The sequence below is a fragment of the Caballeronia cordobensis genome, assembly GCF_001544575.2.
Taxonomy (GTDB): Bacteria; Pseudomonadota; Gammaproteobacteria; order Burkholderiales; family Burkholderiaceae; genus Caballeronia; species Caballeronia cordobensis.
On record NZ_FCNY02000001.1, the window covers coordinates 295559 to 319235 of the forward strand.

Genomic DNA, 23677 nt, shown 5'->3' on the forward strand with positions numbered 1-23677 from the left:
TTCGCACTAGACGAAATTGACATGATCAAGCTGATCGTCGGCCTGGGCAATCCGGGCGCCGAATACACCGCGACGCGGCACAACGCGGGCTTCTGGTTCGTCGACCAGTTCGCACGCGACGCCGGCGCAACGCTGCGCGACGAACGCCGTTTTCACGGCTTCTACGGCAAGGGACGCCTGCACGGCCACGAAATCCACTTGCTCGAACCGCAGACCTTCATGAACCGCTCGGGACAATCGGTGGTCGCGCTCGCGCAGTTCTTCAAGATCCTGCCGGACGAGATTCTCGTCGCGCACGACGAACTCGACCTGCCGCCCGGCACCGTCAAGATGAAACTCGGCGGCGGCAGCGGCGGGCACAACGGTCTGAAGGACATCTCCGCGCATCTGTCGTCGCAGCAATACTGGCGGCTGCGCATCGGCATCGGACATCCGCGCGATCTGATTCCCGAAGGCGCGCGCGCCGGCGCAAAACCCGATGTCGCGAACTTCGTGCTCAAGCCGCCGCGCCGCGAAGAACAGGATGTGATCGATCAGTCGATCGAGCGCGCGCTCGCCGTGATGCCTTTCGTCGTCGCCGGCGAAACCGAGCGCGCCGTGATGAACCTGCATCGCAACTCTTGAACTGGAGTCGAATAAAGTGAGCCGTTTCTGGAGCGAAATCGTCCATGGTCTGACGCCGTATGTGCCGGGCGAGCAGCCCGCGCTGGCGCACCCCGTCAAGCTGAACACGAACGAAAATCCGTACCCGCCGTCGCCGCGCGCCGTCGAGGCGATTCGCCGCGAGCTCGGCGAGGACGGCGCGTCGCTGCGCAAGTATCCCGATCCGACCGCCCGCGCGCTTCGCGAAGCCGTGGCGAAGCATCATGGCGTGCGCGTCGATCAGGTGTTTGCGGGCAACGGCTCCGATGAAGTGCTCGCGCACGCCTTTGCCGCGCTGCTCAAGCACGACAGGCCGATCCGCTTTCCGGACATCACCTACAGCTTCTATCCGGTCTACGCGCAGTTGTATGGCGTCGAGTACGAAACGGTGGCTTTGAACTCCGATTTCGCCATCGATGTCGACGACTACCGCGCGCCCAGCGGCGGCGTGCTGCTGCCGAATCCGAACGCGCCGACGGGCCGCGCCCTGCCGCTTTCGGAAATCGAGGTGCTGCTGAAGGCGAATCCGGACGCGCCGGTCATCGTCGATGAAGCGTATGTCGATTTCGGCGCCGAATCGGCCGTGAATCTAATCGATGCGTATCCGAATCTGCTCGTCGTGCAGACGACGTCGAAAGCGCGTTCGCTCGCCGGCATGCGCGTCGGCTTTGCGTTCGGCGATGCGGCGCTGATCGAAGCGCTCACGCGCGTGAAGGACAGCTTCAACTCGTATCCGCTCGACCGGCTCGCGCAGGCGGCAGCGCTCGCGTCGTACGAGGATGACGCGTGGTTCGAGCAAAGCTGCGCGAAAGTGGTGGCGAGCCGCGAGAAGCTAACCGCCCAGTTGCAGCCCCTAGGATTCGATGTCGTGCCGTCCGCGGCCAACTTCGTGTTCGCGAAGCATCCGGCGCACGACGCCGCGACGCTCGCCGCCGCGCTCAAGGCGAAGGAGATTTTCGTGCGCCATTTCAAGCTGCCGCGCATCGACCAGCATTTGCGCATCTCGATCGGCACGCCGGACGAATGCGACGCGCTCGTCACGGCGCTGAGCGAGATCCTGGCTTAGGCGGAACCCTTCGCCGCCATCAGCGCGTGATATTTGGCTAGCAACTGCTCGGGCGTTTCGGCGTGCGCCGGATCGCGCGGAATGCATTCCACCGGGCAGACTTGCTGGCACTGCGGCTCGTCGAAATGGCCGACGCATTCCGTGCATTTGTTCGGGTCGATGACGTAGATTTCCGGACCCATCGAAATGGCGTCGTTCGGGCACTCGGGCTCGCAAACGTCGCAGTTGATGCACTCGTCGGTAATGATCAGGGACATGCTTCACTCTCTTGCGCCGGACAAGCTCCGGCATAAACCCGCGCAGCTTTGAAGATAAGCGCGCGGGCCCCGCGTATCAAGGCGCCGCCGGATCTTTCTGCGTCTGCTCGGTGACTTTGTCGATCAGACGCTTTTCGACCGACGGGAACACGAATTTGCTCACATCGCCGCCCAGTTGCGCGATCTCGCGCACGATGGTGCCCGAAATGAACTGATACTGATCGGACGGCGTCATGAACATCGTCTCGACATCGGGCAGCAGATAGCGGTTCATCCCGGCCATCTGGAACTCATACTCGAAATCCGAGACGGCGCGCAGACCGCGCACGATCACGCGCGCGTTGTTCTTGCGCACGAAATCCTTTAATAGCCCCGTGAAACTGCTCACCTGCACGTTCGGGTAGTGCCCGAGTACATCGTGTGCGATATCGAGCCGCTCCTGCAGCGTGAAAAACGGCTTCTTGGCGCGGCTGTCTGCAACACCGACGACGAGCTGATCGAAAATGCTCGATGCGCGCCGGACGATGTCTTCATGCCCGCGAGTGAGCGGGTCGAACGTACCCGGATACACGGCGACAACCATGAGCTTTCTCCTCTTCTATTTACATTGGGCCGCGTGGCTGCGACGACCAACTGTGCCTCATTCCCCGCCAGATTGGCTGCGCCAAAATGGAGAACGCGCATTATTCCTCATTTTCGCGGCGCAGCAAATGATAGCGGACCGCGCCCGCCTTGCCTTCGCGCACGATTGCCCAGCCGGCGAGCGCGCCGATGTTCGCAACGTCAAGCGCGTCGCCGCATTCGACGTAAATCGCGCCATCAGGCGCGGCGAGCGGCGCGGCGATGTCCAGCGCGCGTAGCAAAAGCGCCTGATCGCCAAAGGGCGGATCGAGAAAGATCACGTCGAACGAGCCGAGCGCGAGGCTGGCGGCGAGGCGCAGCGCGTCCGCTTCCGCGACCTCGGTATTGCGCGCGCCGAGCTTCGACTGATTCGCCCGAATCTGCGCGGCCGCCTTCGCGCTGCGCTCGATCATCAGCACGCGCGCGGCGCCGCGCGACGCGGCTTCGAAACCGAGCGCGCCGCTGCCGGCGAACATGTCCAGGCAGGTTTGTCCGGTCAGGTCCTGGCCGAGCCAGTTGAAGAGCGTCTCGCGCACGCGATCCGGCGTGGGCCTGAGCCCGTCGAGATCGAGCACGGGCAGCGGCGTGCGCTTCCAGTCTCCGCCGATGATGCGGATCGTGTGCGGTTTGCCTCCGCGCGACGGCGTGTGGCTGGGCAATACGGTTCGAGTAGCGGACGAGCGAGACATGGAATGGATTGGTGGAGTCGGACGCGCCGGGGCGTTTTTACTTGGAGACCGGCCGGCGCGGGCAATGAAAGCCAACGTTACCACACGCGCGCGCCATGCCGGGAGCCGCACGGGCGCGCGCGGCCGCGCCTGATAAAATATGCGCCTCCTATTCCAATGCGCGGGCCTCGCGCAACGCGGCTCGACAGCGCGCACGGGGCCGTCGGATCACACGCGCATCATCGTCACACACCCATGTTCAGCTTCTTCAAACGATTCAAAAAGCCGGCCGACGAGCCGCTCGATACGCCTCAGGACGAATCCGTCGAGGCCGCCGAGGACGAAGAAATCTCCGAGGCCGAACTGGAACGGCAGGCGCTCGGCGCTGAGGCTGAGCCGGAAGAAGCCGCGCCGGAGATTCATGAGAAAGCCGCGCCGGTCGCGCCCGAGCCCGTAAAACCCGCCGCTCCCTCCACGGCGGAATCGAAGGAATACTGGCAAGGCCGCACGACGTCGCAATGGTTGCGCGCGCCCGAAACGGATCAGGCGAGCGAAGAAATCGTGCCGCCGCCCATGCTCGATGCCGCCGCGAAAAAGTCGTGGCTTTCGCGCCTGCGTCATGGTCTTTCGAAGACGAGCAACAACCTGACCGGCATTTTCGTCAGCGCGAAGATCGACGAAGACCTGTACGAAGAACTCGAAACCGCGCTGCTGATGTCGGACGCCGGCGTCGACGCCACCGAATTCCTGCTCGAATCGCTGCGCGAGAAAGTGCGCGCCGAACGCCTGACCGACGCGACGCAGGTGAAGGCGGCGCTGCGCGAACTGCTGATCGACCTGCTGCGCCCGCTCGAAAAATCGCTGATGCTGGGGCGCGCGCAACCGCTCGTGATGATGATCGCGGGCGTCAACGGCGTCGGCAAAACCACGAGCATCGGCAAGCTGGCGAAACATTTGCAGCGATTCAACCAGTCCGTGCTGCTCGCCGCAGGCGACACCTTCCGCGCCGCCGCCCGCGAGCAACTCACGGTCTGGGGCGAGCGCAACAACGTCACGGTGATCGCGCAGGAAAGCGGCGACGCCGCCGCGGTGATCTACGACGCCGTCGGTGCGGCGCGCGCCCGCAAGATCGACGTGATGATGGCCGACACCGCCGGCCGCCTGCCGACGCAGTTGCATCTGATGGAAGAGCTGCGCAAGGTGCGCCGCGTGATCGCGAAGGCGATGCCCGATGCGCCGCACGAAGTGCTGCTCGTCATCGACGCGAACACGGGCCAGAACGCGCTCGCGCAAGTGAAGGCGTTCGACGACGCGCTGGGCCTGACCGGCCTCGTGGTCACGAAACTCGACGGCACCGCGAAAGGCGGCATTCTCGCCGCGATCGCGCGGCAGCGGCCCATTCCGGTGTATTTCATCGGCGTGGGCGAAAAGGTCGAGGATCTGCAGCCGTTCAGCGCGGAAGAGTTCGCCGACGCGCTGCTCGGCTAGAACGCAAAAAGGCGTCCGCGTGGACGCCTTTTTTCATCGCGAGAACACCAGCGAAGCGGCAATCCACCACATCACGCAGCCGACGATCACGTCGAGCACGCGCCACGACACGTCCTTCTCGAACCACGGTTCGAGCAGGCGCGCGCCGTAGCCGAGCGCGGTGAACCAGACAATCGACGAACACATCGCGCCCGCCGCGAACCATGCGTTGCCGGGCCAGCCGCGACGCGCGCCGATGCCGCCGAGCAACACGACGGTATCCAGGTAGACGTGCGGATTGAGCAGCGACAACGCAAGCACGGTGGACGCCGCGCCGACGGCCGTCTGCGATTCGCCGTCGGACGCGTTCAGATGCCCCGGCCCGCGCCACGCCGCGATAAACGCGCGCAGCCCGTACAGAAACACGAAGATCGCGCCCGCCCAGCGAATCACGTCGAGCAGAAACGGCGCACGCGCGATGAGCGCGCCCATGCCGCCGACGCCGAGCGCGATCAACAGAACGTCGATGAACGCGCAGATCGAAACGACGATGCCCACGTGCCTGCGCTTCAGTCCCTGCTTCAGCACGAACGCGTTCTGCGCGCCGATCGCCATGATGAGGCTCGCGCCCAGCCCCGCGCCCGACAGATAACTGCCAAACGCTCCCGTCATTCGGCGTCGGGCTGAGCGCCGGGCTCCGCGCGCGCGAAGGCGTCGATGGCGGCGGCGTGATCGGCGATGCGCTCGATCGTCGGATAGCGGCTCACGTCGATGCCGAAGCGCCGCGCGTTGAACACCTGCGGCACGATGCACAGATCGGCGACGGTCGGCGTGTCGCCGAAGGTGAGCGCGCCCACGCGCTTATCGGCGGCGAGGCGCTTTTCGAGCGATTCGAAACCGCTTTCGACCCAATGCCGGTACCACGCGTCTTTCGCCTCGTCCGGCACCTTCACCGTGTGCTTCAGGTACTTGAGCACGCGCAGATTGTCGAGCGGATGAATCTCGCACGCCACCTGCATCGCGACCGAGCGCACGAACGCGCGATCGGACGGGCTTTTCGGCAGAAGCGCCGGCTCGGGATGCGTCTCCTCCAGATACTCGATGATCGCGAGCGACTGCGTGAGCACGTCGTCGCCATCGACGAGCGCGGGCACGATGCCGTCCGGATTCACCGCGCGATACGCTGGCTTCAGTTGCTCGCCGCCGTCGCGCAGCAGGTGAATCGGCGCGTACTCGTAATCGAGCCCTTTCAGATTCAGCGCGATGCGCACGCGATACGCCGCCGAGCTGCGGAAATAGCTGTAAAGCTTCATACGACGCGCACCGAAAACTCGCCGATGCCCTCGACGCCGCCCTTGAGCAGATCACCCTTCACGACCGCGCCAACGCCTTCGGGCGTGCCGGTGAAGATGAGATCGCCGGGGAAAAGCTCGAAAAGCGTCGACAGATACGCAACCGTCTCGCCGACCGACCAGATCAGTTGCGAGATGTCCGAGCGCTGCTTTTCCTCGCCGTTGACGGAGAGCCAGATCGCGCTCTTTTCCAGATGACCGACCTTCGACACCGGATGGATCGGGCCGATCGGCGCGGAGCGGTCGAAGCCCTTCGCGGTGTCCCAGGGACGGCCCAGCTTCTTCGCTTCGGCTTGCAGATCGCGGCGCGTCATGTCGAGGCCGAGCGCGTAGCCGTAGACATAGTCGAGCCCTTTTTCGGCCGGAATGTCCTTGCCCTGCTTGCCGATCGCGGCGACCAGCTCCATCTCGAAGTGCAGATTGCCGGTCTGCGACGGATACGGAAATTCGCCCGTCGAGCCCGGCGCGACGTACAGCACGGCATCGGCGGGCTTGCTGAAGAAGAACGGCGGCTCGCGGTCGGGATCGTGGCCCATTTCGCGCGCATGGGCTTCGTAGTTGCGTCCGACGCAATAGATGCGGCGAACGGGAAACCGCTCGTTCGAACCGTCGACGGGCACCGCTGCGGCCGGCGCCGGAGGAAATACGTAACTCATCCCGCTCTCCTGTTGCTGTTTTCGATATGCAGATTGATGGACGAACGCGCTGGCGCGAACCGCCGGCGAGAAGAGCGAGTTTAACGCGCGCGCTGAAATCGTGGCGAGGCCTGAAGGCTTGCGGGACGCGGCTCTGCGAGCTTTCGACGAGCCTTCGCGTGATCGCCCGAAGGGTCCCCGTTAGTAAGCAAACGACGATATCCGCGCGAAACGTCGCGCCGCGGCACCTTGCCAGCGCTCGTCAAATGCGGTACTCAATAAGCTCCTGTACCTTGAAACGCGCGACGGCATCGCTCCCGCTTCGGAAACCAAGCGGAACTGCGCGCCCGATCCGCGCCTCTTTTTCCCGATGACCGAATCCGCTTCCCCCACTTTCGCCTGCGCACGCTACATCAAGGAAATCGGCCGCGGGCCGAACGGCGCGCGCGCCCTCTCGCACGACGACACCTATGCGCTCTACGAAGCGATGCTCGAAGACCGCGTGCCCGAGCTCGAACTCGGCGCGGTGCTGCTCGCGTATCGCGTGAAAGGCGAGACGTCGGCCGAACTCGCGGCGATGCTGTCGGCCGCGCATCGCTCGTTCGAGCCGCTGCACGTGCAGGACGGACGCGAGCACGCGCGCCCCGTGTCGATTCCGAGCTACAACGGCGCGCGCAAGACGCCGAACCTCGTGCCGCTGTTGTCGCTGCTGCTCGCGCGCGAAGGCGTGCCGGTGCTGGTGCATGGCGTCACCGCCGATCCCGGCCGCGTGACGAGCGCTGAAATCTTTACCGAGCTAGGCATCGCGCACGCGGCTTCGCACGATGAAATCGAAGACAGCCTCGCGTCGCGCCGCCTCGCCTTCGCGCCGATCGCCGTGCTCGCGCCCAAGCTCGCTCGCCTGCTCGCGCTGCGGCGGCGCATGGGCGTGCGCAACTCCACGCATACGCTCGTGAAGATTCTGCAGCCGTTCGCGGAGCCGGGCCTGCGGCTCGTCAACTACACGCATCCGGAGTATCGCGAGAGTCTGACGGGGCTGCTCGCCGAACATCCCGACGCGGCGGCGGGCGGCGCGCTGCTCGCGCGCGGCACGGAAGGCGAAGCCGTCGCCGACACGCGCCGCCAGGTGCAGGTGGACTGGTTTCACGACGGCCGCGTCGAAACGCTCATCTCGCCGGAGCACTCGCAGCCGCACGCGCCGCACATCGAACTTCCCGAAGCGCTCGACGCCGCGACGACCGCGCGCTGGACCGAAAGCGTGCTGCGCGGCGACGTGCCCGTGCCGCCCGCGGTGGCGCGCCAGGTCGAAGTCATCGCGCAAACCGTGCGCAAACCGGTCGTCGATCAGACAAACCCCATTTGACACGGTATTCAACGCTGGTTTAAAGTCGAACGCATGCGCTTCACCCAGTCTTCCTCCCTCCGAATTATTTCGGGCCGCCTAGCGCGGCCCCTATCGCTACGTCTAGCGTAAGTCGCCAGACGTAGCGCCGCGCGTTGTCGGGTCTTCCGGCCAAGCGCGGTCCTGCCAGCAGTCCCGCAGTTCCTTTTCTTACCACCTGTAGTCGTCAGCTTTTCGTTCGCTCATCCCGCGAAACGAAAACGCGAGGGTCACATGCACGCTGCTTCGCGCACGTTCACGTTGGTCACAGGCGTCACCATCGCTGGTGATTCGTGTGTCCGCGCGCGCAGCTTCGTCGTACGTGCATGCCGCCACGCCCGGCCAGCCGCCGGACACGGACTCTCTCGCAGACGCTACGCAAACCGTCCGAAGAGAGATCGACGATCATGATGCCGAACCCCGCCGAGAAATACCGCCCGTTTCCGCAAGTCCGTCTGAATGGCCGCCGCTGGCCGACCCGCACGATCGAGCGCGCGCCGATCTGGATGAGCACCGATCTGCGCGACGGCAACCAGTCGCTCATCGAGCCGATGAGCATCGCCGCGAAGCTCGAATTCTTCGAGATGCTGGTGAAAATCGGGTTCAAGGAGATCGAGGTGGGGTTCCCGTCGGCATCGCAGACGGACTTCGATTTCGTGCGCAAGCTGATCGACGAAAACCGCATTCCCGCCGACGTGACCATCGAAGTGCTCGTGCAGTCGCGCCGCGAACTGATCGAGCGCACGTTCGAAGCCGTCGAGGGCGCAAGCCGTGTGATCGTGCATCTCTATAACGCGATCGCGCCCTCGTTCCGCAAGATCGTGTTCAATCAGTCGATGGACGAAGTCAAGGCGCTGGCGGTCGAAGGCACGCGCATCATCAAGGAATGCGCGGCGGCGCGGCCGGATACGCACTGGATCTATCAATATTCGCCCGAGACCTTCAGCATGACGGAGCTCTCGTTCGCGCGCGAAGTGTGCGACGCCGTTGCGCAAACCTGGCGTCCGACGCCCGATCACAAAATGATCGTGAATCTGCCCGCGACGGTCGAAGCCGCCATGCCGAACGTGTTCGCCGACCAGGTCGAGTGGATGGACCGCAACATGGGCTATCGCGACAGCATCGTGCTCTCCGTTCACCCGCACAACGATCGCGGCACGGCGGTCGCGGCGGCGGAAATGGCGGTGCTTGCGGGCGCGGATCGCATCGAAGGGTGCCTGTTCGGCAACGGCGAGCGCACCGGCAACGTCGATCTCGTCACGCTCGCGATGAATCTCTATACGCAGGGCATCGATCCGGGCCTCGATTTCTCCGATATCGACGCCGTGCGCCGCGTCGTCGAGCGCTGTAACCAGATTCCGGTGCATCCGCGCCATCCGTATGCGGGCGATCTCGTGTTCACCGCGTTCTCGGGCTCGCATCAGGACGCGATCCGCAAGGGCTTCGCGCAGCGCGCGCCGGGCACGGTGTGGGAAGTGCCCTATTTGCCGATCGATCCGGCCGATCTCGGCCGCAGCTACGACGCCGTGATCCGCGTGAACAGCCAGTCCGGCAAAGGCGGCTCGACGTATCTGCTCGAACGCGGGCTTGGCTTCACGCCGCCGCGCCGCGTGCAGATCGAATTCAGCCACGCCGTCCAGAAAGTGACCGACGCGTCCGGCGCGGAGATCGGCGGCGAAGCGATCTGCGAACTCTTCCGGCGCGAATATTTCGATGCGGGCGGGCCGGTGTCGCGCATCGATGCGGCGACGCTGGCGGTGTTCGAAAGGCGCGTCGCAGTTTCACCCGCGGCAAGCGCGGCAGGCGGCGACGCGTGGGCGCAGACCGTCGCGGCCGCGCTCGATGTCGATGCGGCCGTCAACTGGTTCGAAACGGCGGTCACGGCGAGCGGCGATACCGCTGCGTTCGTCGGCTGCCGGGTCGGCGACGGTCCGACGCGCTTCGGCGTCGCGGTGCATGAAAGTCCGGCGCTGGCGGTCGCGGATGCGGTCGTGAGCGCGGTGAACCGGTCGGGACGGATCGTGGAGCGCGCGCCGCAAGCGCAGGACGAAGCGCTCGAAGCGTAAGAAAAAGGCGTGCGTGGCTATTCGAGCGCCACGCGCGTCGCCTGCAGCGCGAGCAGTTGCCACTGGCCTTCGGTCTGAACGTGCACGGCGGTATAGGCGATCGGAAAGAGCAGCGCGCCGTTCTTCGACTCCATTTCGACCAGCGCGCGGCCCGATACCAGACAGGTATCGCGGCCGGCGGGCAGCACGTCCTGCGACTGGATTTCGATCTGGCGATAGCGGCGGCGGCCCGCAACGATGGCGTCGATGAACTGACGCTTCGTTTCGCGCTTGCCGTTCGTGTGCACGTAGCTGACGTTTTCGGCCAGCAGCGTGTCCAGCGCCGCGCCGTCGCCCTCGACCATCGCCCGGAAGCGATCGCGCTCGAGGCCGCGTATGGCCTCAATGGTTTTTGCCGGCATCTGTCGATTCCCCTTGTGTCGAGGAAACCGATGCGCCGGCGCCTCGTCAGAAGTTGTATTGCAGATATAGCTGGCTGAAATTTATACCAGGATTCGGCTCTTTGATACCCGCGTTCGACACATGCTGGTAGCGAAAGCCGGCCTGATAGCTCTGCTTCTGGCCGAAGATCACGCCGATGCCCACCACGTCCGCGAACTGGAATGCGGTCGACGCGGTGAAAAACGGCGAGAAACGTGCGTGCGTGAGCAGCCGCACGCCGACGCCCGCCTCGATGAACGGCCGGAAATAGCCCGAGCTTTTCACGAACCGCACCATCGGCGTCACCCCGAACTCCCAGATATCCGGGTTGGTGGTGTAGGGCATGGTCGAGTGCCAGTACGACACGTGCCCCTCGCCGACGAGCGTGAAGTGAAAGCCGCCGATTTCCCACCAGGTCAGATCGGGGTCCCAGACGAGGCCGAGATCGACTTTATTGATGTCGCGATCGGACATGCCGCCGGCGATCTGCACGCCGAACCGGTCTGCGTGAGCGGCCGTGGATGCAACACCGAGCGCGGCGCAAACCGTCAGACGCGCGAGCGGACGTTGCCAGAGAGTCTTGTTTTTATGCATGAGCACCCCAATTACTTACTCGGAAGACGGGCGTGTTTCACTAACGATGTCGTCTGCGGATTTTAGTGATCTTCCGCCACCTTTGCAGAAATCGCATACACCTAGCCTATTTGTTGAATTTTCTTTCGCCGCAGCGCACAAAAACGGTAATCCGTTCGAAACCATCGGACGAATCGGTATCATCTACCGCGCTCGGCACAACAGTCTGTTCTATCAAACCCGCAAATTCGATAGCTTTTGTGGGAACTCCCTCATTCCCGGGCCCTCTAACACTTAGCACTCGATGAACCGGAGTGCTAATATCGTGTCTGACTTGCCGCCGTCGTCTGGCGGCACGCGAATTGTTGATAAGGAGCTTATGAGCGTGACCAATGCGATGACCCTTCCGAATGTATTGAGCTCGGCACCTGCCAAGGCCTCATCGGCAGGCGCGCTGACGTACGCACAGTCGTCGATGCTGACCGGCCAGATCGGCAACATCGATTCCTACATACAAGCAGTGAACCGTATTCCCATGCTGTCGCCGGCAGAGGAACGTCAGTACGCCACCGAATTCCGCGAGCAGGGCAACCTCAACGCGGCGCGCCAGCTCGTGCTTTCGCACCTGCGTCTCGTCGTGTCGATCGCCCGCAATTATCTGGGCTACGGCCTGCCGCACGCCGATCTGATCCAGGAAGGCAATATCGGTCTGATGAAGGCGGTGAAGCGCTTCGACCCTGAGCAAAACGTGCGCCTGGTTTCGTACGCAATGCACTGGATCAAGGCGGAGATCCACGAGTACATCCTGCGCAACTGGCGCATGGTGAAGGTCGCGACGACCAAGGCGCAGCGCAAGCTGTTCTTCAACCTGCGCAGCCACAAGACCAATCATTCGGCCTTTACGCCGGACGAAATCGAAGGTCTGGCGAACGAGCTGAACGTGAAGCGCGAAGAAGTGGCTGAAATGGAAACGCGCCTGTCCGGCGGCGACATCGCGCTGGAAGGCCAGGTGGAAGATGGCGAGGAAGCATTCGCGCCTATCGCCTATCTGGCTGACTCGCACAACGAGCCGACCAACGTGATCGCGGCGCGCCAGTTCGACAAGCTGCAAAGCGACGGCTTGGCCGAAGCGCTCGAATCGCTGGACGAACGCAGCCGCCGCATCATCAAGGCGCGCTGGCTCGACGTGCAGGACGACGGATCGGGCGGCAAGACGCTGCACGAGCTGGCCGACGAATTCGGCGTCTCGGCGGAGCGCATTCGCCAGATCGAGGCGAGCGCCATGAAGAAAATGCGCTCGGCGCTGCACGACTACGCGTAAAACCTGACTGTGCTGTAGCAGTAATTGCGAAGCCCGCCGTCATCGAGACGGCGGGCTTTTTATTTGATCGCGCGCTTATAAGCAAACGGCGCCCGAAGGCGCCGTCCGCAATCATGCATCGACTACTGCATCGGCTACCGCATCAGGCGGGCAGCGGTGCCGCGCCGCCGCCTTTGGACGACAGTCGCGTCAAGAGTTGTTCGGCATAACGCTGCGCCGTTGCGCCCACGACGATATGGAACGTATCGGCCGACACCCACGCCACATCCAGCGACGACAGACGCTGGCGGTCCACCGACGACGGATCGCGCACGACCACGCGCAGGCGCGTCGCGGCGACCGCGTCGAGCGAAACGACATTGGTCGCGCCGCCGAACACCGCGAGCCAGCGGAACGGGTCCGGATCGAGCGGGCCGGGCGTCTGATCGACGTTCGCGGCAGCCGCTGCCGCTACCGGTTGCGCCGGCGTGGACGAGGCCGGCGTCGCGCCGCGCGTCGAAGAATGCTCGAGTTCGGTGCGGATTTCATCGGCGATCAGATCTGCTTCCGGCCCGATGATCACCTGCACGATGGTCGCCCCGCGCTTGAGCACGCCACGCGCGCCGATGTTCTTCAGTTGCGGTTCCGACACTTTCGCCGAATCCACCACCGACAGGCGCAGGCGCGTCGTGCAGGCATCGACGAGGGTCAGGTTGGATGCGCCGCCGAGTGCCGCGATGTACTTTCCAGCGCGCGTGTTCGCGGACGTTGCCGCCACGCCCGGAACCGGCGGAATCAGGCCGCCTTCGACCGTGACGTCAGCATCGGTTTGCGCGTCGGTCGTGGCCGGTTCGCGGCCCGGCGTCGCCATGTTGAACTTGCGGATGAAGAAACGGAACAGACCGTAATAGACGACGAAGTAGATCGCGCCGATCACGAGCGCCAGCCAGCCGCGCTGCGACAGACCGTAGTTCAGCACATAGTCGATCGCGCCCGCCGAGAACGTGAAGCCCAGATGGATGCCGAGCGCCGAGCAGATCGCGAGCGACAGACCGGTGAGCACCGCGTGGATCGCGTAGAGAACCGGCGCGAGGAACATGAAGCTGTATTCGATCGGCTCGGTCACGCCCGTGAGGAACGCGGTCAGGGCCATCGAGAACAACAGGCCGCCGACGATCGCGCGGCGCTCCTTCGGGGCTTCATGGAACATCGCGAGACATGCGGCCGGAAGGCCGAACATCATGATCGGGAAGAAGCCGGTCATGAAGCCGCCCGCGGTCGGATCGCCCGCGAAGAAGCGGTGCAGGTCGCCGTGCACCACCGCGCCGCCGCCCGGCGGCGTGAACGAGCCGAACACGAACCACGCGAGCGAGTTGATGATGTGATGCAGACCCGTGACCAGCAGAATGCGGTTCAGCACGCCGAATACGAAGGTGCCGAGCGCGCCCGCCGTCGTGAGCCAGTTGCCGGCGGTGTCGATGGCCGCCTGCACCGGCTGCCAGATGTGGCCGAGGATGATGCCGAGTATCAGACAAGCGACGCCTGTGGCGATCGGCACGAAGCGCTTGCCGCCGAAGAACGCCAGATACTCGGGCAGCTTGATGTCCTTGTAGCGGTTGTACAGATAGCCGGCCACCATACCGGCGATGATCCCCGACAGCACGCCCATGTTGAGCTTGGCGTCGATGTCCTTCATCACGGCCACTTCGATGAGATAGCCGATTGCGCCGGCCAGGCCCGCCGTGCCGTTGTTGTCCTTCGCAAAGCCCACCGCGATGCCGATGGCGAAAAGCAGCGGCAGGTTGGTGAAGATCGCGTCGCCGGCGTCGGCGATCATCTTGATGTTGAACACATCGGGCTGGCCAAGACGCAGAAGCAGGCCGGCCACCGGTAGTACGGCGATCGGCAGCATCAGCGCGCGGCCTAGTCGCTGCATTTTTGCAAACGGGTTGGCGTCCATCGGGTTCTCCAAAAATATAAGTCTTGTCGTTACTGCTTCGGGGATTGCTGAAAAAGCTTGCCGGCGCTGAGTGCAGAACGGACGTCAGTTCAGTCCTGCGGCCAGATTTCGCGGCTTGCCGTTCTTACTGCCTGTGCCGATTCGAGCGCGAGGCAGTCCTCGGCGCGCTGACGGCAAAGCTGGTAATCGAGAGTGCGCACACGCGCCTTGATGCCGGGCACCGACACCGGATCGACCGACAATTCCGTCACGCCGAGTCCGACGAGCAAGGGCGCCGCGACCGGATCGCCGCCGAGCGCGCCGCACACGCCGACCCACTTGCCGTGCTTCTCCGCGCCCTGCACCGCCGCCTTGATGAGACGCAGCACGGCCGGATGCAGACCGTCGGACTGCGCGGCGAGATCGGGCTGGCAGCGGTCCATCGCTAGCGTGTATTGCGTAAGATCGTTGGTGCCGATCGAGAGAAAGTCCGCGTGCTTCGCGAGCTGGTCGGCAAGCAAGGCCGCCGACGGCACTTCGATCATCACGCCGACTTCGATCGGCTCGGTGCGGCCGGCCTCGCGCGACAATTCGTCGATGCGCGCGCGCAGGCGTTGCAGTTCGCCGGCATCCGTCACCATCGGCAGAAGGATGCGCACGTGGCCTTCGGGTTTCACGGCGAGCAGGCCGCGCAACTGATCGTCGAGCAGATCGGGGCGCACTTGCGCGAGGCGAATGCCGCGCAGGCCGAGCGCCGGATTCTCTTCGGGCGGCAGCGTCAGATAATCGACTTCCTTGTCCGCGCCGACATCCAGCGTGCGGATGATCGCCGTGCGGCCTTGCAACGCATCGACGATGCCCTGATAGCTTTGCGCATGCTCGGCCACCGTCGGCGCCGACTGGCGATGGATGAACAGCAGTTCCGTACGCAGCAGGCCGACCGCGTCCGCGCCGTTCTCGACAGCGGCCTTCGCGTCGTCGAGCGTCGCGATGTTCGCGGCGACTTCGATCGCGCGGCCATCCTTGGTCGATGCCGCTTCCTGCGACAGCTTGCGGTTCGCCTCGCGCACGTTCGCGAGACGCTCGCGTTCGGCGCGCGCGCGCTCGACGTCGAGTTGCGTCGGCGCATGCTCGATGCGGCCCGCCGATGCATCGACGACGACCTGCGTGCCTTCGGGAATGGCGTGCAACGCATCGCCGATCGCGACGAGCGCCGGAATGCCGACCTGCCGCGCGATGATCGCCGCGTGCGAGGTCGCGCCGCCGCGCGCCATCACGAGCGCCGTGACACGCGTGCGGTCGATCGACGAAAGATCCGACGGCGTGAATTCAGTGGCCGCGAGCACCGCTTCCGCCGGCAGCTCGCGCGCCGTCGTGTTGGTGAGGCCGAGCGCGCGCAGCACGCGCTTTTCGATGTCGCGCAGATCGGCCGCGCGCTCGGCGAGCAGATCGTCCTGCACGTTCGAGAGCAGCGCGATCTGCGCGCGGATCGCCTCGCGCCATGCGAAGCCCGCGCTCTTGCCGAGGCTGATCAGATCGCGCGCGGCGTCGACGAGCGTCGGGTCTTCGAGCAGCACGCGATGCACCGCGAAAATGCCAGCCTCGCCGACCGCGCCGCGCTGCGACGCGGTGCGCACGGTTTCGCCGAGTTCGGCGTCGACCTGCGCGATGGCTTTATCGAGCGCACGGCTTTCCGCCGCCGACGAGCCGCTTGCCTGTTCGGGCGGCACGATCTCCTGATCGTCCCAGCGCACCAGCGTGCCGACGGCGATGCCCGGCGCCGCGCACACGCCCGCGAGCGTGTTCGGCGGCAGCGGTTCGCCCGATGCGGCGGGCTTCGCGAGCGGCGCCGGCGATTTCTGGCGCGCGGGCGTCTCTTCGACTTCGCCATGCGCGGCGCGCAACAATTCGACGGCGACGGCTTCCACCGCCTGTTGTGCCTGCGAGCCGATGCCGACCAGTTCGATCGTCGCGCCCTCGCCCGCGCCGAGGCCGAGCAGACCGACCACGCTTTCCACCGGCGCCTTCTTGCCTTCGTAACGAATCTCGACCTTCGCGTCGAAACCACGCGCGGCTTCGCGCGCCCGCGCAGCCGGACGCGCGTGCAGGCCGCCCGCGTGCGCCAGCGTCAGGCTGCGGCGCGCTTCTTCCAGCACGACCGCGCCGTTACGCGCCGAGTCCGCCTTTTCGCCGCGCTTCGCGCGCAGCACGAGCAATCGCTCGCCCGCCTTCACCACGCCGCGGCCCGCGCGCTCGGCGACATCGAACGCGTCGCCGTTGGCGATCGCGATCACCGAGACGAGGCTCGGCGCGTGCTGCGCGACGTAATCGGCATGGAATTCGATCAGCGGCTGGCCCGCGCGCACCGTCGCACCCTGCTCGACCAGCGGCGCGAAACCTTCGCCGCCCAGCTCGACCGTATCGATGCCGATATGCACCAGAATCTCCGCGCCTTCCTTCGTGCGCAGCGTGACCGCGTGATGCGTGCGAGCGAGGTGCGTGATGGTGCCTTCGCAGGGCGAAACGAGCACGTTATCGAGCGGATCGATGCCGATGCCATCGCCGAACATGCCTTCGGCGAACACGGGATCGGGCACGTCGGCCAGCGGCACGACAGGACCGGTGAACGGCGCGAGCAGGACGACGTCGTTCGGGTTATCGGTGGAATGATTCAACAGGGACTCCTCGGCACGGCGCATCGGCTATCTCGCTCAGTGGGTTTCAGTGACCTTGTTCAGGTGGCGCGGCGCATCGGGATTGCGCCCGCGCGCGGCGGCCAGACCCGCGGCCATCACATAGAAGGAAAGGATTGCAGCGATCGGATCGAGCGCCGGGTGATCGGTCGCGACGAGCGGCAATTCCGCTTCCGCGACGTCGTCGGGCGCGGCGAGCAGCACGCGCGCGCCGCGTGCGCGCATATCGGCGGCGAGCTGAACGAGGCCCGCCTGCTCCGGCCCGCGCGGCGCGAACACGAGCAGCGGATAGTCCTTGTCGATGATTTCCATCGGACCGTGACGCACTTCCGCGCTGGAAAACGCTTCGGCCTGGATGCCCGAGGTTTCCTTCAGCTTGAGCGCCGCTTCCTGCGCGATGGCAAGCCCGAGGCCGCGCCCGATCACGATCATGCGATCGACGTTCTTCAGTTCGTCCACGGCGCGCGTCCAGTCGAGCTTGCCCGCGGCGCGCAGCGCGTCCGGCAGCGTCTTGAGCGCATTGAGCAGTTCGACGTCGCGCTGAACATGCGCGATCACGATGGCCGAAAGCGACAGCATCGCGATATAGCTCTTGGTGGCGGCCACCGACAACTCAGGCCCGGCGAGCAGCGGCAGGAAGTATTCGCACGCGTTTTCGAGCGGCGAGCCGGTGACGTTGACAGCCGCGACCGTGAACGCGCCGGCGTCGCGCAACGCCTGCATCGTGCCGACGAGATCGGGGCTCTTGCCCGATTGCGAAAACGCGACCGCAAGCTGGCCGGACACGCGCAACGGCGCCTGCTGGAGCGTGGCGACCGACATCGGCAGCGAGGCGACCGGCACGCCGATGCGGCTCATCGTCAGGCTGGCGAAATAACTGGCGGCGTGGTCGGAACTGCCGCGCGCGACCGTCAGCGCGACATTGCGCGGCTGCTCCTTGAGCTTTTCCGCGAGCGCCTCGACACGCGAGGTATCGGCGAGCTGGGCCGCGACGACATCGGCGGACTCCAGCGCCTCGTTAAGCATATTCGACAATTGATTCTCCTTCGACATACGTGGCGGTCAGCGCGTGTTCCCGGTCGAGCACGACGAGATCGGCCCATGCGCCGCGCGCAATGCGGCCGCGGTCTTCGAGCCCGAGATAGTCGGCGGGATAGCGCGACAGGCGATTCGAGACGTCCGCGAGCGGAATGCCCAGCGAGACGAGATTGCGCAGCGCCTGATCCATCGTCAGGGTGCTGCCGGCGAGCGTGCCGTCCGCGAGACGCACGCCGCCCATGCATTTGGTGACGTGCTGGCTGCCGAGGCGATATTCGCCGTCGGGCATGCCGGCCGCCGACGTGCTGTCGGTCACGACGTACAGGCGGGGAATCGCGCGCATCGCGGCGCGGATGGCGCCCGGATGAACGTGCAGCAGGTCCGGAATCAGTTCGGCGTACTCCGCATGCGCGAGCGCCGCGCCGACCATGCCGGGATCGCGGTGATGCAGCGGCGACATTGCGTTGAACAAATGCGTGAAGCCGCGCGCGCCGTGCTTGAGCGCGTTGACGGCGTCGTCATACGTGCCGAGCGAATGGCCGAGTTGCACGCGCACGCCGCGCGCCGCCATGTCCGAGATGATGTCGAGATGCCCGGAAATCTCCGGCGCGATGGTGACGACGCGGATCGGCGCGAGTTCGAGGTATTTCAGCACTTCGTCGCGCACGGCGACGGCGGCGGCGTCCGGCTGCGCGCCGAGCTTGCCGGGATTGATATACGGGCCTTCCAGATGCACGCCGAGCATGCGCGCGCCGCCCGCCGCGCGTTGCTTCGCCTGTTCGCCCAGGCCGGCGACGACCTGCATCAGTTCGTCGCGCGGCGCGGTCATGGTTGTGGCGAGCAGGCTCGTGGTGCCGTGCTGCGCATGCTGACGCGCGACGGTGTCCGCCGCGTCGCCGCCTTCCATGATGTCGCGTCCGCCGCCGCCGTGCACGTGCAGATCGATGAAGCCGGGCAGGATGAAGGGCGCGTCGTTCGCGAGCGGATCCACGATATGGCCTTCGAGCGCCGTCACGCGGCCATTCTCGAAACACACGGAGCCGTGGATCCACCCGTCGGTGGTGAGTATGTTTCCTTTCAGCATGAAGTTCTCTGGAAGTACGCGATGCCTGGATGAGGTTCAGCGCCGTCCGCGCCGTGCTGCGAGCAGGCTTTCGTTAGAAAGATGCGAACGGCTTCCTTGGGTCCTCTCGTTCTGTTTTCCGCTTTTCGTGATGCTCTTAAGGTGATGCGCGTCTGTGCCGACGCTTGTCGATGCAGCGCCGCGCGCGGCGGCTTGAGCCAGAAGCAAGGTTTTGTCGCGATTCGCTGCCTGCAGTCCGCGGTCGAAACCGGCCGCGCCGTCTCTCGAGTGAAACGGTGAGCCGGGACAGGGTTCTTCGACGTGCGGTGTGATGAAAAAGCGACGTTCTCGCCTCGCGACGACGTGCTCATCGCTCGAATCGGAGCCCATTATATAACCAACATAATACCAGTCAATTCTAAGATTCGACTTGAGCAGAAACGGCAAAATTCTCTACAAATCAATGTGTTACAGAATTTTTAGAAACGCGATGGAAACAACTTCGCCATCGGGACATACCCGCATGGCCGATCCAGTTGCCACCCCGCGGTCTTAGTTGCCGGACTACCCGTTTTTCGGGCATATTCGCATTCGCACGGTCGTTCTTCTTTGGCACAATACTCGGATTAGTTCGGAATCAAAATTAATTAACGAAACTCTGAGAGAGATTAACGAAATGGGCAATTCAGATCCGGGCCGGGCCGTCGAGGCGGTACGCCGCTTCAATCGTTTTTATGCACGCCATACGGGTGCGCTTCACGAGCGGCTGCATAAAAGCCGCTTTTCACTCACCGAGGTGCGCATCCTGCACGAGCTCGCGCAAGGGCGCGCCAGCACGGCGGCGGACCTTTCACGCACGCTGGGGCTAGACACCGGTTATCTGAGCCGGCTCATCAACAACTTCCAGAAGCTCGGCCTCATCGTGCGGCGGAAGAACGAAGCGGACGGTCGAGCGCATCTGTTGCGAATCACGCCCGAGGCGAAAACGCAGGTCGACGAGATCGACCTCCACGTTTCCGTCGAAACCGCCTCGTTGCTCAAGTGCCTGACGTCCGCGGAAATCGATCAGTTGTGCACGGCAATGGGGGATGTCGAACGGCTGCTCTCGCCCAACCACTCCGACAACGAAACGCAGCTGCGGGTGCCGCGCACCGGCGACTTCGGCTGGATGATCGAGCGCTACACGCATCTCTACTCCGGCGACAGACCGAAGCTTCTCAGCGAAACGCGCGCGGCAAAGATGGTGTCGAACTTCCTCTCGGCGATGCAGGCGAACACGCCGCGCATCGCATGCTGGGTGGCGGAACAGACCAATTCAACGCGCGTCGGTGCGGCGGTACTCGCGGCGAAAACCCAGGAGCAGGCAAGCATCGAGTTGCTGTTCGTCGAGCCGGGTGCGCGGCGGCGCGGACTCGGTGAGCAACTCATCGCGGCATGCATGAACTTCGCGCACGGCGCGCGCTACGATCAGGTGGTCTGCCGCCTCGACGCATCGCAGAGCGATCTTTGCGGGTTGTTTCAGCGAACCGGTTTCAATCCGGTGCAGGACGGCACGGACATCCTGTGGCAGAGAGCGTTGCAGCCGATCTGCATCGACTGAACGCGCGCATCATGAAAAACGGCGTCCCGCGGGACGCCGTTGAAAGCTGCCGTATGTAATCGCGCTATCAGAACGACGGCACGACCGAGCCTTTGAACTCGCTCTTGAGGAACTGGCGCACGTCTTCGGACTGATACGCCGCGACCAGCTTCTTCACCCAGGGCTGATCCTTGTCTTTCGCGCGCACGGCGATCAGGTTCGCGTACGGGCTGTGAACGTCTTCGAGCGCGATGGAATCTTTCGTCGGTTGCAGGCCTGCGGCAAGCGCGAAGTTCGTATTGATCGCGGCGGCATCGACGTCGGCGAGCGTGCGCGGCAATTGAGCAGCGTCGAGTTCGACGAGCTTGATCTTCTTCGGATTCTCCGCCACGTCGAGCGCCGTCGCGTTGTTGCCGTTCGTGCCCGCGCCCGCCTTCAGCTTGATCACGCCCTGGCTCTGCAACAGCAGAAGCGCGCGATTCTCGTTCGACGGATCGTTCGGCACCGCCACCTTCGCGCCTTGCTGCAAGTCTTTCAGCGACTTCAGCTTCTTCGAATACACGCCAAGCGGCGAGATGTACGTGAGGCCCGCGTTCACGATCTTGTAGCCGCGCTGCTTGATCTGGCTGTCCAGATACGGCTGATGCTGGAAGCTGTTCGCATCGAGATCGCCGGCATCGAGTGCGGCGTTCGGCTGAACGTAATCATTGAATTCGATCACCTTCACGTTCAGTCCTTCGCGCTTCGCGACCTTCTGCACGACCTGCCAGATCTGCGCATCGGGGCCGCTGATGGTGCCGACCTTGATGACTTTGTCATCGGCGTGAACGGCGAAGCTCGTGAGCAAGGAGGCGGACGCCGCGACGGCGGCAACGGCTTTGAGCAAATTTCTGCGCTGCATGGTGTTCCTGTTTCGATACGTTCTTGCTGCGGGATTGCCAGTTTTCGTCTTCGGTCAGTCATTCGGACCGAGGCGACGGATATTCGCACAGCGTTGGTGCGAGGGGAAATACAGAATGTTCATGTGAATATCACGCGCGGCAAGAGGCGGATAAAATCGCAAACGAAAGTCACAATCTCTCGCACGCCGGAGGCCGACCCCGTCATGTATGTGATCAATCTGCGATATACCGGCGCGCTCGCCGAAATCGATGACGCGCTCGAGGCGCACCGCGTGTATCTCGAACGCTATTTCGCGGCGGGCGTGTTCGTGGTGGCGGGGCCGAAGGTGCCGCGTGAAGGCGGCGTCATTCTGGCGTCGGACATCGAGCGCGAGCGGCTCGATGCGATCATCGCGGAAGATCCGTTTGCCCGGCAGGGACTTGCGCATTACGACGTCATCGAATTCGAGGCCACGCGCCTTGCGCCGGGGCTGAATCTGCCTGAGCCGTTGCTGGATAGCTGAAGCGAGCGATCAGTCCACCAGCAGCTTCAGATCGTGGACCCACGGATCGACGCCTTGCCCGTCGCGGGCGAAAAGACGCAGCTTGCCGTCCTTGTCGAACACGTAGCTGGCGGCGGTGTGGTCCATCGTGTAGTCGTCGGGCGTCTTGCCCTGCGACTTCGCATAGAACACGCGAAAGTCTTTCGCGACTTGCGCGAGCTGCGCATCGTTCGCCGGCCGCAAGCCGACATACGACGAATTGAATGCCGCGACGTACTGACCGAGCAACTCGGGCGTGTCGCGCGCCGGATCGACCGTGACCATCAGCACCTGCACGTCCTTCGACTTGTCGCCGAGTTGCTGCATGGCCTGCGAGAGTTCGGCGAGCGTCGTCGGACAGACGTCCGGGCAATGCGTGTAGCCGAAGAACAGCACGACAGCCTTACCCTTGAAGTCCGCGAGCGTGCGGGTCTTGCCGTGCGTGTCGGGCAAGGAGAAATCGGCGCCGAACTGCTTGTTGCCGGTGATATCGAGATTCTTGAAGTTCGGGGCTTTCTCGCACGCCGAGAGCAGCGCCGCGAGAACTAGCAGCGCAAATAAGCGACGAAGAACGGTCATCATGCGCCGATCACCGTGCGCACGTAATGATCGACCAGCAGCGCGCCGAACAGCAGCGACAGGTACACGATCGAATAACGGAAGGTCTTGCGCGCGAGCGCGTCCGAATAGTCGCGGTACATCTTCCACGCATAACCGATGAACACGGCGCCGAGCACGATCGCGCTGGCCAGATACACCACGCCGCTCATGCCGGAGATATACGGCATCAGCGTGACGGCGAACAGGACCAGCGTGTACAGGAAGATATTGAGCAGCGTGTATTTCTCGCCGTGCGTGATCGGCAGCATGGGCAGGCCGGCGTTCTCATAATCCTTGCGGCGATACAGCGCGAGCGCCCAGAAATGCGGCGGCGTCCACACGAAGATAATGAGCACGAGAATCCACGCGTCGCCAGGCACCGTGCCGGTGACGGCCGCCCAGCCGAGCGCGGGCGGCATCGCGCCGGACGCGCCGCCGATCACGATGTTCTGCGGCGTGTACGGCTTGAGCAACAGCGTATAGATGACCGCATAGCCGACGAATGTGGCGATGGTGAGCCACATCGTGAGCGGATTGGTGAACGTGTAGAGCGTCCACATGCCGATGCCGCCGAGCACCGCCGAAAACGTCAGAATCTGCGCCGTGGTGATCTGACCGCGCGCGGACGGCCGCCACGCGGTGCGGCGCATCTTTGCATCGACTTTCTGTTCGACGAGGCAGTTGATCGCGAACGCCGCGCCGGCCAGCAGCCAGATGCCGACGGCGCCGCCGATCAGCTTGTCCCAGGGCACCATGCCGGGCGTGGACAGAAACATGCCGATGACCGCGCAAAAGACCGCGAGTTGCGTGACGCGCGGCTTGGTCAGCGCAAGGTATTGCGAGACGCGGCTGCCGAGGTGGGAGTGGAGTGTCGTGCTATCCATGAGAATGTGG

At 64.3% G+C, this 23677-nt stretch carries 23 protein-coding genes; 8 read left to right on the plus strand and 15 right to left on the minus strand.

The features are described 5' to 3' along the window. Positions 1-21: 21 nt before the first annotated feature. Complete coding sequence (pth, locus tag AWB70_RS01305) at positions 22-624, plus strand: aminoacyl-tRNA hydrolase (RefSeq protein WP_014190324.1); 603 nt, start codon at positions 22-24, stop codon at positions 622-624. A gap of 16 nt (positions 625-640) precedes the next feature. After that, a complete protein-coding gene (gene hisC, locus AWB70_RS01310; RefSeq protein WP_053567373.1) occupies positions 641-1708 on the plus strand; it encodes a histidinol-phosphate transaminase in 1068 nt (355 codons plus the stop codon). On the opposite strand, the gene AWB70_RS01315 is transcribed toward hisC, so the two are convergent. The 3 genes from AWB70_RS01315 to rsmD all read right to left on the minus strand — a co-directional run bounded on the left by AWB70_RS01315 (position 1705) and on the right by rsmD (position 3275). Beyond that, a complete protein-coding gene (locus tag AWB70_RS01315; RefSeq protein WP_014190322.1) occupies positions 1705-1965 on the minus strand; it encodes a YfhL family 4Fe-4S dicluster ferredoxin in 261 nt (86 codons plus the stop codon). The two genes, hisC and AWB70_RS01315, sit on opposite strands and share 4 nt — an antisense overlap. Positions 1966-2041: 76 nt before the next feature. Further along, entirely contained in the window at positions 2042-2548 is a 507-nt protein-coding gene (coaD, locus tag AWB70_RS01320; protein ID WP_014190321.1) for a pantetheine-phosphate adenylyltransferase, read from the minus strand. Between the two features lie 100 nt (positions 2549-2648). Continuing rightward, on the minus strand, positions 2649-3275 hold the full coding sequence (gene rsmD / locus AWB70_RS01325; RefSeq protein ID WP_053567372.1) for a 16S rRNA (guanine(966)-N(2))-methyltransferase RsmD: 627 nt from the start codon (positions 3273-3275) through the stop codon (positions 2649-2651). Positions 3276-3509: 234 nt separating this feature from the next. Here rsmD and ftsY point away from each other — a divergent pair, with 234 nt between their 5' ends. Then, complete coding sequence (gene ftsY, locus AWB70_RS01330) at positions 3510-4742, plus strand: signal recognition particle-docking protein FtsY (RefSeq protein ID WP_053567371.1); 1233 nt, start codon at positions 3510-3512, stop codon at positions 4740-4742. 33 nt (positions 4743-4775) lie between these two features. Here ftsY and AWB70_RS01335 read toward each other — a convergent pair whose 3' ends face one another. The 3 genes from AWB70_RS01335 to AWB70_RS01345 are packed head-to-tail and all read right to left on the minus strand — an operon-like array spanning position 4776 to position 6729. Further along, complete coding sequence (locus AWB70_RS01335) at positions 4776-5393, minus strand: LysE/ArgO family amino acid transporter (RefSeq protein WP_014190318.1); 618 nt, start codon at positions 5391-5393, stop codon at positions 4776-4778. After that, positions 5390-6034: a maleylacetoacetate isomerase gene (gene maiA / locus AWB70_RS01340; protein ID WP_014190317.1), complete on the minus strand. Its 645-nt coding sequence runs from the start codon at positions 6032-6034 to the stop codon at positions 5390-5392. Before maiA ends, AWB70_RS01335 begins: the two co-directional genes overlap by 4 nt. After that, positions 6031-6729, minus strand: coding sequence for a fumarylacetoacetate hydrolase family protein (locus AWB70_RS01345; RefSeq protein WP_014190316.1), 699 nt, complete (start codon positions 6727-6729; stop codon positions 6031-6033). The genes maiA and AWB70_RS01345 overlap by 4 nt, the downstream gene beginning before the upstream one ends. A 349-nt stretch (positions 6730-7078) precedes the next feature. Between AWB70_RS01345 and ybiB the strand changes: the two genes are divergently transcribed. Both ybiB and leuA read left to right on the plus strand, forming a co-directional pair. After that, on the plus strand, positions 7079-8071 hold the full coding sequence (gene ybiB, locus AWB70_RS01350; protein ID WP_041730098.1) for a DNA-binding protein YbiB: 993 nt from the start codon (positions 7079-7081) through the stop codon (positions 8069-8071). 425 nt (positions 8072-8496) lie between these two features. Continuing rightward, positions 8497-10155: a 2-isopropylmalate synthase gene (gene leuA, locus AWB70_RS01355; protein WP_053567370.1), complete on the plus strand. Its 1659-nt coding sequence runs from the start codon at positions 8497-8499 to the stop codon at positions 10153-10155. Positions 10156-10172: 17 nt separating this feature from the next. On the opposite strand, the gene AWB70_RS01360 is transcribed toward leuA, so the two are convergent. Beyond that, on the minus strand, positions 10173-10556 hold the full coding sequence (locus AWB70_RS01360) for a nuclear transport factor 2 family protein (RefSeq protein WP_014190313.1): 384 nt from the start codon (positions 10554-10556) through the stop codon (positions 10173-10175). A gap of 46 nt (positions 10557-10602) precedes the next feature. After that, positions 10603-11169 carry an acyloxyacyl hydrolase gene (locus AWB70_RS01365; RefSeq protein ID WP_014190312.1) on the minus strand — a complete coding sequence of 189 codons (567 nt, stop codon included), beginning with the start codon at positions 11167-11169 and terminating at the stop codon, positions 10603-10605. 364 nt (positions 11170-11533) lie between these two features. On the opposite strand from AWB70_RS01365, the gene rpoH reads away from it, so the two are divergent. Next, complete coding sequence (gene rpoH / locus AWB70_RS01370) at positions 11534-12469, plus strand: RNA polymerase sigma factor RpoH (RefSeq protein WP_014190311.1); 936 nt, start codon at positions 11534-11536, stop codon at positions 12467-12469. Between the two features lie 142 nt (positions 12470-12611). Here rpoH and nagE read toward each other — a convergent pair whose 3' ends face one another. The 4 genes from nagE to nagA form a co-directional block, all read right to left on the minus strand. Next, positions 12612-14408 (minus strand): N-acetylglucosamine-specific PTS transporter subunit IIBC, encoded by a 1797-nt coding sequence (gene nagE, locus AWB70_RS01375; protein WP_053567369.1) that lies wholly within the window; start codon positions 14406-14408, stop codon positions 12612-12614. Between the two features lie 89 nt (positions 14409-14497). Next, positions 14498-17086 carry a phosphoenolpyruvate--protein phosphotransferase gene (gene ptsP / locus AWB70_RS01380; protein ID WP_053567368.1) on the minus strand — a complete coding sequence of 863 codons (2589 nt, stop codon included), beginning with the start codon at positions 17084-17086 and terminating at the stop codon, positions 14498-14500. 12 nt (positions 17087-17098) lie between these two features. Continuing rightward, a complete protein-coding gene (locus AWB70_RS01385; RefSeq protein ID WP_053567367.1) occupies positions 17099-18106 on the minus strand; it encodes an SIS domain-containing protein in 1008 nt (335 codons plus the stop codon). Beyond that, positions 18099-19202, minus strand: a complete 1104-nt coding sequence (nagA, locus tag AWB70_RS01390) for an N-acetylglucosamine-6-phosphate deacetylase (protein ID WP_053567366.1) — start codon at positions 19200-19202, stop codon at positions 18099-18101. The genes AWB70_RS01385 and nagA overlap by 8 nt, the downstream gene beginning before the upstream one ends. 535 nt (positions 19203-19737) lie before the next feature. On the opposite strand from nagA, the gene AWB70_RS01395 reads away from it, so the two are divergent. Next, positions 19738-20781: a bifunctional helix-turn-helix transcriptional regulator/GNAT family N-acetyltransferase gene (locus AWB70_RS01395; protein ID WP_235024121.1), complete on the plus strand. Its 1044-nt coding sequence runs from the start codon at positions 19738-19740 to the stop codon at positions 20779-20781. Positions 20782-20848: 67 nt separating this feature from the next. Here the strand turns inward: AWB70_RS01395 and AWB70_RS01400 are convergent, their stop codons facing one another. After that, complete coding sequence (locus tag AWB70_RS01400) at positions 20849-21661, minus strand: MetQ/NlpA family ABC transporter substrate-binding protein (RefSeq protein WP_053567364.1); 813 nt, start codon at positions 21659-21661, stop codon at positions 20849-20851. Between the two features lie 204 nt (positions 21662-21865). Between AWB70_RS01400 and AWB70_RS01405 the strand changes: the two genes are divergently transcribed. After that, positions 21866-22165 carry a YciI family protein gene (locus tag AWB70_RS01405; RefSeq protein WP_053567363.1) on the plus strand — a complete coding sequence of 100 codons (300 nt, stop codon included), beginning with the start codon at positions 21866-21868 and terminating at the stop codon, positions 22163-22165. 9 nt (positions 22166-22174) lie between these two features. Here the strand turns inward: AWB70_RS01405 and AWB70_RS01410 are convergent, their stop codons facing one another. Beyond that, entirely contained in the window at positions 22175-22765 is a 591-nt protein-coding gene (locus tag AWB70_RS01410) for an SCO family protein (RefSeq protein ID WP_014190303.1), read from the minus strand. Beyond that, positions 22762-23667 (minus strand): heme o synthase, encoded by a 906-nt coding sequence (gene cyoE, locus AWB70_RS01415; protein WP_053567362.1) that lies wholly within the window; start codon positions 23665-23667, stop codon positions 22762-22764. The genes AWB70_RS01410 and cyoE overlap by 4 nt, the downstream gene beginning before the upstream one ends. Positions 23668-23677 lie beyond the last annotated feature (10 nt).

Bases quoted from the DNA above. Each gene is read 5' to 3' on its own strand.
- AWB70_RS01345 (WP_014190316.1), bottom strand. From the start codon at position 6,729: ATGAGTTACGTATTTCCTCCGGCGCCGGCCGCAGCGGTGCCCGTCGAC.
- maiA (WP_014190317.1), bottom strand. From the start codon at position 6,034: ATGAAGCTTTACAGCTATTTCCGCAGCTCGGCGGCGTATCGCGTGCGC.
- coaD (WP_014190321.1), bottom strand. From the start codon at position 2,548: ATGGTTGTCGCCGTGTATCCGGGTACGTTCGACCCGCTCACTCGCGGG.
- pth (WP_014190324.1), top strand. From the start codon at position 22: ATGATCAAGCTGATCGTCGGCCTGGGCAATCCGGGCGCCGAATACACC.
- AWB70_RS01410 (WP_014190303.1), bottom strand. From the start codon at position 22,765: ATGATGACCGTTCTTCGTCGCTTATTTGCGCTGCTAGTTCTCGCGGCG.
- nagA (WP_053567366.1), bottom strand. From the start codon at position 19,202: ATGCTGAAAGGAAACATACTCACCACCGACGGGTGGATCCACGGCTCC.
- ybiB (WP_041730098.1), top strand. From the start codon at position 7,079: ATGACCGAATCCGCTTCCCCCACTTTCGCCTGCGCACGCTACATCAAG.
- ftsY (WP_053567371.1), top strand. From the start codon at position 3,510: ATGTTCAGCTTCTTCAAACGATTCAAAAAGCCGGCCGACGAGCCGCTC.
- nagE (WP_053567369.1), bottom strand. From the start codon at position 14,408: ATGGACGCCAACCCGTTTGCAAAAATGCAGCGACTAGGCCGCGCGCTG.
- AWB70_RS01360 (WP_014190313.1), bottom strand. From the start codon at position 10,556: ATGCCGGCAAAAACCATTGAGGCCATACGCGGCCTCGAGCGCGATCGC.
- cyoE (WP_053567362.1), bottom strand. From the start codon at position 23,667: ATGGATAGCACGACACTCCACTCCCACCTCGGCAGCCGCGTCTCGCAA.
- AWB70_RS01335 (WP_014190318.1), bottom strand. From the start codon at position 5,393: ATGACGGGAGCGTTTGGCAGTTATCTGTCGGGCGCGGGGCTGGGCGCG.
- AWB70_RS01400 (WP_053567364.1), bottom strand. From the start codon at position 21,661: ATGCAGCGCAGAAATTTGCTCAAAGCCGTTGCCGCCGTCGCGGCGTCC.
- AWB70_RS01385 (WP_053567367.1), bottom strand. From the start codon at position 18,106: ATGCTTAACGAGGCGCTGGAGTCCGCCGATGTCGTCGCGGCCCAGCTC.
- leuA (WP_053567370.1), top strand. From the start codon at position 8,497: ATGATGCCGAACCCCGCCGAGAAATACCGCCCGTTTCCGCAAGTCCGT.
- AWB70_RS01405 (WP_053567363.1), top strand. From the start codon at position 21,866: ATGTATGTGATCAATCTGCGATATACCGGCGCGCTCGCCGAAATCGAT.
- AWB70_RS01315 (WP_014190322.1), bottom strand. From the start codon at position 1,965: ATGTCCCTGATCATTACCGACGAGTGCATCAACTGCGACGTTTGCGAG.
- AWB70_RS01365 (WP_014190312.1), bottom strand. From the start codon at position 11,169: ATGCATAAAAACAAGACTCTCTGGCAACGTCCGCTCGCGCGTCTGACG.
- rsmD (WP_053567372.1), bottom strand. From the start codon at position 3,275: ATGTCTCGCTCGTCCGCTACTCGAACCGTATTGCCCAGCCACACGCCG.
- ptsP (WP_053567368.1), bottom strand. From the start codon at position 17,086: ATGCGCCGTGCCGAGGAGTCCCTGTTGAATCATTCCACCGATAACCCG.